The following is a 12,167-nucleotide window of genomic DNA, read 5'->3' as shown; positions in this document are numbered from 1 at the left end:
GACCCCGAGATCTACAAGCTCACCCTCCTCGACCTGCTGGACGAGGCCGGAGTACGGCTGCTGCTGCACTCCTTCGCCTCCACCGCGCTGCCGCTCGACGACGGCGACGGCTGGCGGGTGGTCTTCGAGACCAAGTCGGGGCCGGTGGTGATCGACGCGGACGTCGTCGTCGACGGCACCGGCGACGGCGACGTGGCCACCGCCTGCGGGGCGTCCTTCGAGATCGGCCGCCCCAAGGACGGGCTGGTGCAGCCGATGACGCTGATGTTCCGGATCGTCGACTTCCTGCGGCCCCGGTTCGCCGAGTACGTCCGTGAGAACCCCGACCAGTGGAAGGGCGTCCACGGCCTGTGGGACCTCGTCGAGAAGGCCACCGAGGCGGGCGAACTCACCCTGCCCCGCGAGGACATCCTCTTCTTCGGCACCCCGCACCCCGGCGAGGTGAGCGTCAACAGCACCCGCGTCACGGGCGCGCTGGGCATCGACGTGTGGGACCTGACCCGCGCCGAGTACACCGCCCGCCGCCAGCTGGAGCAGATCGAACGGTTCCTGCGGCAGCACGTGCCCGGCTTCGAGACGTCGTACGTCGTGCAGAGCGGCACCCAGATCGGCGTCCGCGAGACCCGGCGCATCACCGGCGACTACCACCTGACCGGCCACGACATCATGGAGGCCCGGTCCTTCCCCGACGTCATCGCGCACGGCGCGTACCCCGTGGACATCCACAACCCCAAGGGCTCCGGCACCATCCTCATGCGCGTCCCGCAGGGCCGGTTCTACGACATCCCGCTGCGCTGTCTGCTGCCGCGCGACACCGAGCGCGTCCTGGTCGCCGGCCGCTGCATCTCCGGCTCCCACGTGGCGCACTCCTCCTACCGCGTCATGCCCATCTCCATGGCCACCGGTCAGGCCGCCGGTGTCTGCGCCGCGCTGGCCGTCCGCTCCGGCCGCACCCCGCGCGAGGTGCCCGCGGAACTCGTCCAGGAGGAACTGCTGCGCCAGGGCGCACGGCTGCGCCTGGGCAGCGGCACGCAGAGCAGGCCGGCGGCGGCCCCCCAGCCGCGCTGAGGACCCGGCTGCGCGCCGCGTACGTCACTCGGCCTCACTCGTCGTTGTCCCGCCACCGCACCCCCGGCCGGCGCCGTGTCGAACCGGGTCGCCGCGGCGGTGTTGTCCGAGAAGTCGTTGCCGCGCACCCGCCCGCCGGTCATCCGGCCGCCGGCCGTGATCCACAGGCCGTACGCCTGCGACGGGGGCAGCCGCTCGTCCCAGACGCGGTTGCCGTCCAGCTGGACGTCGGTCACCGGCGCGTCGACGGTGATGCCGGCGCTGTCCCCGCCACCGCCCGGGAGCCGGTACGCCGCGCCGGGCGCCGGTGTGCCGTCGCGCCAGGCGGTCGGCATGCCCGGCCGCCACGGTGCCAGGCCGAGCCGGGTGGCGGTGTTGTACGTCACCCAGCACGCTCTGCCCCTCCACCGTCACCCGCTTGCCCCGGTGACCGTCCGGCGGCCAGTCGGCGCTCTCGTCGACCAGCGCGAGCGGCGTACAGCGCACGCCGTCGCCGCCCCCAGAGGTTCCCGGCGCGACCCGCCGCCCGTTGTCGCGGACGCGGTTGCCGAGCAGGGCCGGGCCTTCGGGACGACGTCCGAGGCGGGCCCCTGGTCGCCGCCCCCCAGAAGCCGTAACGGCCGTTGCTGCTGATGCGGTTGCCGCGGAAGGCGTACGGGCCGGGGCTGTTGCCGAAGCCGACGCCGTCGCGCAGGTTGCCGTCGATGACACAGCCGGTGACGATGCCGCCGCGCCCGCCGACGCTCGTGGTGCCCTGCGAGGACACGTCGCACCCGGCCTCGTGGTTCGCGATCATCGTCGAGGCGGTGACGATCAGCCCGTCGGCGCCCCAGCCGGAGATGCCGAACCGGTTGTCCTCGCAGTGGCAGGAGGTGATCCGGATCCCGCGCGGCGGCTCCCAGTCCTCCTGCTGCAGCTCCAGGAAGATCCCGTTGGTGCCGTTGCCGACGGCCGTGCAGTCGCTGACGGTCAGCCGCTCGACCGGGCCCCAGCCGCCGACGCCGATCCCGAGGCCCGCGCCGCCCATCTGCCCGCCCGGGTCCTGCCGCCCGCACCGCTGCGCCAGCACGCCCTCCACCACCGTGTCGTGGAGGAAGTCGCAGCCGAAACCGGTCGCCGCGGTGTCGTGGATGTCCCGGATGGTCCGGGGGCGGCCGTTCGCGGCGCGGGCGGCCCCCACCGTGTCCACCAGCCGCTGGAACGCCGGCTGGTCGTTGGTGCTCCCGTCACCGGTCAGCCCGTGCTCCCGGGCGTGTCAGCCCGTGCTCCCGGGCGTCGACCGTCAGCGGAACCGAGACCGACATGGACATACGCACACTCCTGCCCCGACACGTTCGTCCTCGTGACGTGTCCGCCCCCTGACGTCATCCCTCCACGGCCTGCTGCGTCCCGGTCCAGGCGTACTGGAGCCAGTCCGCCACCGTCACCGCGCTCAGCCCCGCGCACACCAGCCGGGCGGGCCGCGGCGCCCACGCGTAGTAACCGGTCAGCCCGGCGGCGGCCCAGGTGGCCACGCAGAACGGGCAGGAGACGAGATCGCCGAGCGCCCGCCGGGCCGGGCCGCCGCGCGGCTCGTCCATGACCTCGCCCGCATGGCCCTCCTCCACGCGGCGGGTGAACGGCGCCCGCAGGAAGCCGGTCACCTTGCCCTTGGTCAGCACCCGCGCCACCTTGAACGTCGCGGTCCCCAGCAGCAGCACGTCCCACGGCGGCACCCGTTCCGGCACCCGCCGACCCGTCCGCCGGAACACCGTCGCGTATGCCGCCACCCCCAGCACGAACCCGCTCGCGATCCCGGCGTAGCCCGCCAGGGGCACACCGCCCTCGTCGTCGTAGCGCCGATCCTCCACCTGACCGCACCTTCCCTCGGGCCTCACGGACCCGCCCCGAGTGCCCGGTCCCGGCCACGACCACACGCGGGACGCGGGGAGCGACGCACCCGTCTTGGCGCCGGCCCGGTCCCGTCCGGGCGTCGCGGTCGACGGGCCGTGCGAACGTGACGGTCAGCGTGCCGTCCGGTAGCGGCGTCCGGTCGTGGCGTCCGGCGGTGGCGTCCGGCGGTGGCGGTCGGCGTCCCGTCCGGCCGTGACGGTCGGTCCAGGCCGTGGCGGGTCGGCCCCAGGCAGTGGCGGCTCAGCCCCAGGTCGTGGCGAGTCCGTCCAGCCACGCGGGCGGCAGTTCGGCCGCGTCCCACTCCCGGCGCAGCTCCGCCGGGGCCGTGCTGAGCCGTTCCAGTACGGCGACTCCGGCGGGGGAGTGGACGAGGGAGTAGCGGCCGTGCACCGGCACGGAACTGCCCGGACCGAACCGCGCGTACAGCCGCTCCAGCCGCTCGCGGTGCGCGTCGGCGAACGCGGCCAGCCGCCCGGCGTAACCGGCGCGCCGCCCCGCGTCCATGGTGGCGAGGACAGCGCCGAGCACCTGGTCGGAGACCTCGGGGTCGAGGTCGGAGTCCGCGGCGAACGAGCGGTACAGCGGCATGACCGCCACCTTCGCCCGCTCGACCTGTACGCGGGTGACGCGGGGGCGGGCGTCCGCCGAGCGGTCCGCCTCGAGCGCGGCGACGGCCTCCTCCAGGGCCCGCCCGGCCAGCTCGCCGAGGGCGTCGGCCGCGGCGCGGGCGCCGTCGAGCCAGCCGGCGTCGTACAACTCGCCCTTCCCCGCCGAAGGGCCGCGCATCCCGTCAGCCCGGACGCTCTCGTGCGCGAGGGCGAGCGCGCCGGCCTCCACCAGACCGATCAGCTCCGCCGCGTCGCCCGGACCGACCCCCGCCCGGCCGAGGAAGCGCACCAGCGTCTCCTTCGCGTTGCGGACGCTCACCGCGTCCAGCTGCTGCCGTCCGTCTTCTCGCTCGGTAGTGTCCACGCGACTCATGATCGCGCACCCGGTGCCCCGGGCGGGCGGAAAGCCCGGCTACCGTTCGGAGCCCTCCTCCGGGACCGGGTGGATCCTGGTGAAGGTCGCCCCGCAGCGGCAGGCGGAGTGCTCCACCAGCTCGCCGCTCTCGCTCACCGCCAGGCCCTGGCTGATACGGACGTGCACGTGCTCGGCCATGTGCGCCTTCCCTTCCCGTGGGACCGCCGGCTCGCAGGCGGTCCGGCAGACCCATGCTCCGCACCGGAACGGGCCCCGCGTAGGAGTCGCGTCACATTCCGGGACGCAAATCGGGAAGACGTCCGGGGCAAGTCTCCCCGGCACCCGTGACAGGAAATGCCCGCACGCAAAGCGGGCATACTGGCAGTGGGTAGGGAGGTGAGCGCCATGCCCGTGAAGCGACCGCCACGCGACCACTACGCGGTCCTCGGTGTGCCGCGCTCCGCCTCCGCCCGCGAGATCACCGTCGCGTACCGCAGGCTGGTGCGCGCGCTGCACCCGGACACGGCGCCCCGGGAGCGCCCGGACACCGCGCCCCGGGACCCGGCGGTCCCGGACGACCTCGCCGCCGTCCTCGCCGCCTACGACACGCTCCGCGACCCCGGGCGCCGCGCGGCCTACGACGCCGCGCGGCGCGCCCCGGCGCCGGGCGCGACCGGTGGCCGGCCCGTGCCGGTCCGGGTCCGGCGGACCGCCTCCGCGCGGCCCGCGCCCCAGGTCTTCGACGACCCCGACGCGCTCCTGCGCCTGATGCTGCGGTGGCTGCGCCGCGCGGACCGGTGGGGGGTGTGACCACGCGCCCTTCCGCGCCCGCGGGCCGCCGGTCGCGAAGGCTTCCAGGCGGTTCAAGGGGCCGTGAACCGGGGCTCATTGACAATTCGCAGAACGAAACTCATCCAGTCTCCCAGTGAGGTGTATCTGCTCCGGGTCGTGGACGCGGAGGGGAGGAGAGGACCCATGGCACGCGCAGTGGGAATCGACCTCGGCACCACCAACTCGGTCGTCTGCGTGCTGGAGGGCGGAGAGCCGACGGTCATCACCAACACGGAAGGGGCACGGACCACCCCGTCGGTGGTCGCCTTCGCCAAGAACGGCGAGGTGCTGGTCGGTGAGGTCGCCAAGCGCCAGGCCGTCACGAACGTCGAGCGCACCATCCGTTCCGTCAAGCGCCACATGGGCGAGGCGCAGTGGCGCTTCCCCGAGACCGGGAGCGTCGACGGCAAGCGGTACACGGCCCAGGAGATCTCCGCACGCGTCCTGCAGAAGCTCAAGCGGGACGCGGAGTCCTACCTCGGCGAGGACGTCACGGACGCGGTGATCACCGTCCCGGCGTACTTCAACGACTCCCAGCGCACCGCCACCAAGGAGGCCGGGGAGATCGCCGGGCTCAAGGTGCTGCGGATCATCAACGAGCCCACGTCCGCGGCCCTCGCGTACGGCCTGGACAAGGAGAACGACCAGACGGTCCTCGTCTTCGACCTCGGCGGCGGCACCTTCGACGTGTCGCTGCTGGAGATCGGCGAGGGCGTGGTCGAGGTGAAGGCCACCAACGGCGACACCCACCTGGGCGGCGACGACTGGGACCAGCGCGTCGTCGACCACCTGGTCACACAGTTCAAGAACGGGTACGGCGTCGACCTGGCCAGGGACAAGATGGCCGTACAGCGGCTGCGGGAGGCCGCGGAGCGGGCGAAGATCGAGCTGTCGTCGTCCTCCGAGACCTCGATCAACCTGCCGTACATCACGGCCTCCGCCGAGGGTCCGCTGCACCTGGACGAGAAGCTGACCCGCGCCCAGTTCCAGCAGCTGACCGCGGACCTGCTGGAGCGGTGCAAGGGTCCGTTCCACAACGCGATCAAGGACGCCGGGATCAAGGTGTCCGACATCGACCACGTCATCCTGGTCGGCGGCTCCACCCGGATGCCGGCGGTCACCGAACTGGTGCGGGAACTGACCGGAAAGGACCCGCACAAGGGCGTGAACCCGGACGAGGTCGTCGCCATCGGCGCGGCCCTGCAGGCCGGTGTCCTCAAGGGCGAGGTCAAGGACGTCCTGCTGCTGGACGTCACCCCGCTGTCCCTCGGCATCGAGACCAAGGGCGGCATCATGACCAAGCTGATCGAGCGGAACACCACCATCCCGACCCGGCGGTCGGAGATCTTCACCACGGCCGAGGACAACCAGCCGTCGGTGCAGATCCAGGTCTACCAGGGCGAGCGGGAGATCGCGGCGTACAACAAGAAGCTCGGGATGTTCGAGCTGACCGGTCTGCCGCCGGCGCCGCGCGGCGTCCCGCAGATCGAGGTCGCCTTCGACATCGACGCCAACGGCATCATGCACGTCTCGGCCAAGGACCTCGGCACGGGACGTGAGCAGCGGATGACGGTCACCGGCGGGTCCTCGCTGCCGAAGGACGACATCGACCGCATGATGCGCGAGGCCGAGCAGTACGCCGAGGAGGACCGGAGCCGGCGCGAGGCCGCCGAAACCCGCAACCAGGCGGAGCAGGTCGCCTACCAGACCGAACGGCTGCTGACCGACAACGCCGACAAGATCCCCGCCGACGTCAAGGGCGAGGTCGAGGGCGCTCTGACGGAACTGAAGGAGGCACTGAAGTCCGAGGCGACGGACACGGCGACCCTGCGGCAGGCCGCCGAGAAGGTCACCACGGCGGCCCAGAAGGTGGGCACCGCCATGTACGCGCAGGCCCAGCAGGCCCAGCAGGCCCAGCAGGCCCAGCAGGCCCAGCAGGCCCAGCAGGCCCAGCAGGCCCAGGGCGGTCAGAGCGGTCAGAGCGGTCAAGGAGGAGCCGCCGGTGCCGAGGGCGGCACCGGCGGGCAGGACGAGGACGTCGTGGACGCCGAGATCGTCGACGACGACAAACGGCAGGAGGGCACTGGATGACCCGTGCACGCAGTACCGGCCGCCCCGGCGAACGTCCGCTGTCGGTCGTCCGGGAGGACAGGCGGCGCGGCCCGGGCAACAGCCTGGAGCCCCGCCGCCCCGGCCCCGTCGAGCCGGCCCCGCGCGCGGACGCGGCCGCCCCCGGCGAGGCCGACGTCCTGCGCGCGCGCCTGCGGGAACGCACGGCGGATCTGCAACGCCTGCGGTCGGAGTTCGACCACTACCGCGCACGGGTGCGCCGGGACCGCCGCGCGGTCGGCGAGATCGCCGTCGCCAACGTGCTCACCGGTCTCCTGCCCGTCCTGGACGCCATCGACGAGGCGCGGGCGCAGGGCGAGGTGACCGGCGGGTTCGGGCGCGTCGCCGAGGTGCTGGAGCAGGAACTGGGCGCGCTGGGACTGCGGTCCTTCGGCGCGCCGGGTGACCCGTTCGACCCCGCCGTGCACGAGGCGGTCTCCTGCACCCGCTCCGACCGGGTCGAACGCCCCGTCTGCGCGGCGATCCTGCGCCCCGGCTACCGGGTCGGCGACCAGCTGCTGCGGCCGGCCCAGGCGCATGTCGCCGAACCGGGACCGCCCCCTCCCGGCCAGGCGTAGACGCTCGCGCAGGCCACCCTGAGCCTGTCGATATCAAGCATCCTTCCTTCCGCTTGTCATCCTCCCTGCCTTCTGTGTATATGGCATGCAGACATCCGCAGATGCGGGCATGACGGACAAAGGAGGAACGGTGCTGATATCCGCTGTCGTGATCCCTCTGCTCCTGCTCGCCGCTGTCCTCGCCCCGGGCCTCTACGAGGACTGGAAGGTCTTCTCCCGGCAGACCCGGCTGCCGCTGCCTCCGGCGGAAACCACCCGTTCGCTCTTCCACTACCGCCGGTAGTTGCCTGGCCGAGGGCCACGTGTTACATCAAGGAGTTGGCACTCTCAGGTCGAGAGTGCCAACGGCTGAGTCGGGTGGCGGGCCCGTGCGGCCCTGTGCCGCCGTACGGGCGTGCGTCGCGGACGTCACCCGGATCCGCCGGCATCGATGCGGATGTCGATGTGGAGGAACCGAAGGATGGCAACGAAGATCATCGCGTTCGACGAGGCGGCGCGGCGCGGTCTCGAGCGCGGCATGAACCAGCTCGCGGACGCCGTCAAGGTGACCCTCGGCCCCAAGGGCCGCAACGTCGTCCTCGACAAGAAGTGGGGCGCCCCCACGATCACCAACGACGGCGTCTCCATCGCCAAGGAGATCGAGCTCGAGGACCCGTACGAGAAGATCGGCGCCGAGCTGGTCAAGGAAGTCGCCAAGAAGACGGACGACATCGCCGGTGACGGTACGACCACGGCCACCGTCCTCGCCCAGGCGCTGGTGCGGGAAGGGCTGAAGAACGTCGCGGCGGGCGCCAACCCGATGGCCCTCAAGCGCGGTATCGACCTCGCGGTCGAGCGGGTCTGCGGCGAACTGCTCGAAATGGCCAAGGAACTGGAGACCAAGGAGGAGATCGCCAACACCGCGGCCGTCTCGGCGGGCGGCGACCGGCTGATCGGCGACCTCATCGCCGAGGCCATGGACAAGGTCGGCAAGGAAGGCGTCATCACCGTCGAGGAGTCGCAGACCTTCGGTCTGGAGCTGGAGCTCACCGAGGGCATGCGCTTCGACAAGGGGTACATCTCGCCGTACTTCGTCACCGACCAGGAGCGCATGGAAGCGGTCCTGGAGGACCCGTACATCCTGCTCGTCGGCCACAAGGTGTCCGCCGTCAAGGACCTGCTGCCGCTGCTGGAGCAGGTCGTCAAGGAGAGCCGGCCGCTGCTGATCGTCGCCGAGGACGTCGAGGGCGAGGCGCTGGCCACCCTCGTCGTCAACAAGATCCGCGGCACCTTCAAGGCGGTCGCGGTCAAGGCGCCGGGCTTCGGCGACCGCCGCAAGGCCATGCTCGGCGACATGGCGGTCATGACCGGCGCGACGGTGATCTCCGACGAGGTGGGCCTCAAGCTGGAGAACGCCGGCCTCGACCTGCTCGGCCGGGCCCGCAAGGTCGTCGTGACCAAGGACGACACGACGATCGTGGACGGCGCCGGCGACGGCTCGGCCATCCAGGGCCGGGTGCAGCAGATCCGCGCCGAGATCGAACGCACCGACTCCGACTACGACCGCGAGAAGCTCCAGGAGCGGCTGGCCAAGCTGGCCGGCGGCGTGGCCGTCATCAAGGCGGGCGCGGCCACGGAGGTGGAGCTGAAGGAGCGCAAGCACCGCATCGAGGACGCCGTCCGCAACGCCAAGGCGGCCGTCGAGGAGGGCATCGTGCCCGGCGGTGGGGTGGCCCTGATCCAGGCCGCCGAGAACGCCTTCGAAAAGCTGGACATGGACGTCCGGGACGACGAGTGGACCGGCGCCGAGATGGTGCGCCGCGCGCTCTCCGCTCCGCTGCGGCAGATCGCCGCCAACGCCGGGCTGGAGGGCGGCGTCGTGGTGGAGAAGGTCCGTTCCCTGCCGCGCGGCCACGGCCTGAACGCCGCGACCGGGGAGTACGTCGACCTGCTCGCCGACGGCATCATCGACCCGGCCAAGGTGACCCGCTCCGCGCTGCGCAACGCGGCGTCCATCGCGGGCCTGTTCCTCACCACCGAGGCCGTGGTCGCCGAGAAGCCGGAGGAGAAGAAGGCCCCGGCGGCGGCCGGAGCCGGCGCCGGCGTCTGAGGGCGCGGGGCGCCTCGGGGCGCTGAGCCGCTGAGCCTCTGACGGGGCCGGGTGCCTCGGTCTTCCGAGGGCGCCCGGCACCTGCGGCTTCCCTGACGCCGGGCGTCTCGGCCTCTGAGGGCGCCGGGTGCCTTGGGCTCACGACAACGCCGGGCGCCTCGGCCCTTGAGGGCGCCGGGTGCCTCGGAGTTCCGGCAACGCCGGGCGCCTCCGCGCACCCGGCCGGTCGCCCTCGCCCGCCCGATCCCCCCGCCTGGCCGGCCCCTCTCCCCTGACGGTCTCCCGCCCAGCTGGCGTCTCCCGTCCGGCGGGCCCCCGCCCAGCTGGTGTCTGCCGTCCGGCGGGCCCCCGCCCAGCCAGACCTCCCGCGGGGCGGGCACCGCCCAGCCGGTTCCCCCGCCCGGCGGGCCCGCTGCGGAGCGGCGGATCTGCCCGAAGGTGTGAAGCCGACGCGATCCTCGCCCCTCCCGGCCCCCGGACCAGCACACTCCTGTGTGGTGGGCGGGCACTGCGTGGGCACCGGGGGGAGTGCGCCGTGCCGGCCCGCACCGGCAGGTCGGCGACAGGGGGGACACGATGGCGCCGCGGCGTACTCCGCTCGGAGACAGGCTCCGTTACTGGTTCGACAGCACCCTCACCCGCGGCGCCCCGGCGCTCGTGGGCTGGCTGGCCCTGCTGTGCCTGGCCGTCGTGGTGCCGGCCAGCGCGGTGCTGGTGTGGACCGACCCCGGCGCACCGGCATCCCTCGGCGGCCGTCTGTCCCAGGTGTGGCGGCTCACCGGCGAGACCCTGCGGCTGGGCGGTGCCACCGGCGCACCGCTGCGGGTGGCGCTGTCCGTCCTGCTCGCGCTCATCGCCCTGCTGTACGTCTCGACGCTCGTCGGCCTGATCACCACCGCGCTGACCGAGCGGCTCATCGCCCTGCGCCGGGGCCGTTCCACCGTCCTGGAACGCGGCCACGCCGTGGTGCTCGGCTGGTCGGAGCAGGTCTTCACGGTGGTGGGCGAACTGGTCGCCGCCCACGCCAACCAGCGGGGCGCGACGGTCGCCGTGCTGGCCGACCGGGACAAGACCGCCATGGAGGAGGAACTGAGCACGAAGGTGGGGCCGTACGGACCCACCCGGGTGATCTGCCGCAGCGGCCCTCCCACCGATCCGGCCGTCCTCGCCCTGACCAACCCGGCCGAGGCCGGTGTCCTGCTCGTCCTGCCGCACGACGCCGCCGACGCCGACGCCCAGGTGGTCAAGACCCTGCTGGCCGTCCGGGCCGCGCTGCCCGACCCCGACACGGGCCCGCCCGTGGTCGCCGCCGTACGCGACGACCACTACCGGTCGGCGGCGGCCCTCGCCGCGGGGCCGAGCGGCACGGTGCTGGAGAGCGACACCATCACGGCCGCGCTGATCGTGCAGGCGGCCCGCCGCCCCGGCATCTCCCTCGTCCACCGCGAACTCCTCGACTTCGCCGGCGACGAGTTCTACCTGACCTCCGAACCCACCCTGGTCGGACGGCCGTTCGGCGACGCCCTGCTGGCGTACACGACCTCCAGTGTCGTCGGACTCGTACGGGGAGCCGTCTCCCTGCTCAGCCCGCCACCGCAGACCCCGATCGGCCCCGGCGACCAGCTCGTCGTCATCTCCCGCGACGACGACACCGTCCGCCTGGACGACTGCGCGCACCTGGTGGACGAGACCGCGTGGGCCCCTGCCCAGCCGCCGCCCGCGCGGCCGGAACGCGTGCTCCTGCTCGGCTGGAACCGCCGCGCACCCCTGATCATCGACCAGTTGCGCCGCTGCGCCCGGCCCGGCTCGGCCGTCGACGTCGTCGCGGAGGCCGGAGAGGTCACCGGCCGGCAGGTCGGCGACGCCGACACCCAGGCCGGCGCCGGCCTGACCGTGACCCTGCGGCGGGGTGACGTCACCCGCCCCGGCACACTGGACGGCCTGGAGATCGCCTCCTACGACAGCGTGATCGTGCTCGGCCGGGACCCCGACCCCGATCCCGGTCCAGGCCACGGCCATCGCCGTACGGCGGACGAACCCGACCTGCGCACCCTCGTGACCCTGCTGCTCCTGCGCCGCCTGGAACGGACCACCGGACGCGAACTGCCCGTCGTCACCGAGCTGATCGACGACCGCAACCGGCCGCTGGCCCCTCTCGGCCCCGGAGCCGACGTGATCATCAGCGGCAAGCTCATCGGTCTGCTGATGGCGCAGATCTCCCAGAACCGGCACCTGGCGGCGGTGTTCGAGGAACTCCTCTCCGCCGAGGGCAGCGGGGTCCGGCTCCGGCCCGCGTCCGACTACGTCCACCCGGACCGGGAGACGGCCTACGCCACGGTCGTGGCCGCGGCGCGGCAGCGCGGCGAGTGCGCCATCGGCTACCGCGCCCACGCCGACGCGTCCACGGCGCCGTCCCACGGCATCCGCATCAACCCGCCCAAGACCGAGCGGCGCCGCTGGAGCGCGCGGGACGAAGTGGTGGTCGTGGGGAAGGAGTGACGACGGTCGCGAGCCGCGGACGCGCGAGCCCCGCGCTGTTCGTCAATCGAAGCGGACTGCTCAGTCACCGGTCGAGTGGTTTGCGGTTCCCGTCCGCGTGAAGGGACTTCGCCGTTGCGGCCGCGATGCCAAGAGTG

At 73.0% G+C, this 12,167-nt stretch carries 11 protein-coding genes; 7 read left to right on the top strand and 4 right to left on the bottom strand.

The genetic code is table 11. From position 1 onward, the window contains the following. On the top strand, nt 1-1,068 hold a 1,068-nt coding region (locus tag G7Z13_RS03965), incomplete at its 5' end, for an FAD-dependent oxidoreductase (protein WP_165996062.1). 382 nt (nt 1,069-1,450) lie between these two features. On the opposite strand, the gene G7Z13_RS03960 is transcribed toward G7Z13_RS03965, so the two are convergent. The 4 genes from G7Z13_RS03960 to G7Z13_RS03945 form a co-directional block, all read right to left on the bottom strand. Further along, nucleotides 1,451-2,257 carry a right-handed parallel beta-helix repeat-containing protein gene (locus G7Z13_RS03960; protein WP_240926111.1) on the bottom strand — a complete coding sequence of 269 codons (807 nt, stop codon included), beginning with the start codon at nt 2,255-2,257 and terminating at the stop codon, nt 1,451-1,453. A 175-nt stretch (nt 2,258-2,432) separates the two neighbouring features. Beyond that, nucleotides 2,433-2,918, bottom strand: coding sequence for a DUF1360 domain-containing protein (locus G7Z13_RS03955; RefSeq protein WP_165996061.1), 486 nt, complete (start codon nt 2,916-2,918; stop codon nt 2,433-2,435). 283 nt (nt 2,919-3,201) lie between these two features. Beyond that, nucleotides 3,202-3,933 (bottom strand): hypothetical protein, encoded by a 732-nt coding sequence (locus G7Z13_RS03950; protein WP_240926110.1) that lies wholly within the window; start codon nt 3,931-3,933, stop codon nt 3,202-3,204. Nucleotides 3,934-3,981: 48 nt separating this feature from the next. Further along, entirely contained in the window at nt 3,982-4,122 is a 141-nt protein-coding gene (locus tag G7Z13_RS03945; RefSeq protein ID WP_165996059.1) for a hypothetical protein, read from the bottom strand. 207 nt (nt 4,123-4,329) lie between these two features. On the opposite strand from G7Z13_RS03945, the gene G7Z13_RS03940 reads away from it, so the two are divergent. The 6 genes from G7Z13_RS03940 to G7Z13_RS03915 all read left to right on the top strand — a co-directional run bounded on the left by G7Z13_RS03940 (nt 4,330) and on the right by G7Z13_RS03915 (nt 12,030). Next, nucleotides 4,330-4,734 (top strand): J domain-containing protein, encoded by a 405-nt coding sequence (locus G7Z13_RS03940; RefSeq protein ID WP_165996058.1) that lies wholly within the window; start codon nt 4,330-4,332, stop codon nt 4,732-4,734. A gap of 165 nt (nt 4,735-4,899) precedes the next feature. Then, nucleotides 4,900-6,846, top strand: coding sequence for a molecular chaperone DnaK (gene dnaK / locus G7Z13_RS03935; protein ID WP_165996057.1), 1,947 nt, complete (start codon nt 4,900-4,902; stop codon nt 6,844-6,846). Beyond that, nucleotides 6,843-7,442, top strand: a complete 600-nt coding sequence (gene grpE, locus G7Z13_RS03930; RefSeq protein ID WP_165996053.1) for a nucleotide exchange factor GrpE — start codon at nt 6,843-6,845, stop codon at nt 7,440-7,442. The genes dnaK and grpE overlap by 4 nt, the downstream gene beginning before the upstream one ends. A 130-nt stretch (nt 7,443-7,572) precedes the next feature. Further along, nucleotides 7,573-7,725, top strand: coding sequence for a hypothetical protein (locus G7Z13_RS03925; RefSeq protein WP_165996051.1), 153 nt, complete (start codon nt 7,573-7,575; stop codon nt 7,723-7,725). 177 nt (nt 7,726-7,902) lie between these two features. Next, nucleotides 7,903-9,531 (top strand): chaperonin GroEL, encoded by a 1,629-nt coding sequence (gene groL / locus G7Z13_RS03920; protein ID WP_165996049.1) that lies wholly within the window; start codon nt 7,903-7,905, stop codon nt 9,529-9,531. 576 nt (nt 9,532-10,107) lie between these two features. Next, a complete protein-coding gene (locus tag G7Z13_RS03915; protein ID WP_165996047.1) occupies nt 10,108-12,030 on the top strand; it encodes an NAD-binding lipoprotein in 1,923 nt (640 codons plus the stop codon). The last annotated feature ends 137 nt before the right edge of the window (nt 12,031-12,167 follow it).

This window comes from Streptomyces sp. JB150 (assembly GCF_011193355.1).
In the GTDB taxonomy this organism is placed as follows: Bacteria; Actinomycetota; Actinomycetes; order Streptomycetales; family Streptomycetaceae; genus Streptomyces.
The sequence above is the reverse complement of the archived record's forward strand: the minus strand, read 5'-3'. Positions and strand labels throughout refer to the sequence as shown.

Bases quoted from the DNA above. Each gene is read 5' to 3' on its own strand.
- dnaK (WP_165996057.1), top strand. From the start codon at position 4,900: ATGGCACGCGCAGTGGGAATCGACCTCGGCACCACCAACTCGGTCGTC.
- grpE (WP_165996053.1), top strand. From the start codon at position 6,843: ATGACCCGTGCACGCAGTACCGGCCGCCCCGGCGAACGTCCGCTGTCG.
- G7Z13_RS03945 (WP_165996059.1), bottom strand. From the start codon at position 4,122: ATGGCCGAGCACGTGCACGTCCGTATCAGCCAGGGCCTGGCGGTGAGC.
- groL (WP_165996049.1), top strand. From the start codon at position 7,903: ATGGCAACGAAGATCATCGCGTTCGACGAGGCGGCGCGGCGCGGTCTC.
- G7Z13_RS03940 (WP_165996058.1), top strand. From the start codon at position 4,330: ATGCCCGTGAAGCGACCGCCACGCGACCACTACGCGGTCCTCGGTGTG.
- G7Z13_RS03915 (WP_165996047.1), top strand. From the start codon at position 10,108: ATGGCGCCGCGGCGTACTCCGCTCGGAGACAGGCTCCGTTACTGGTTC.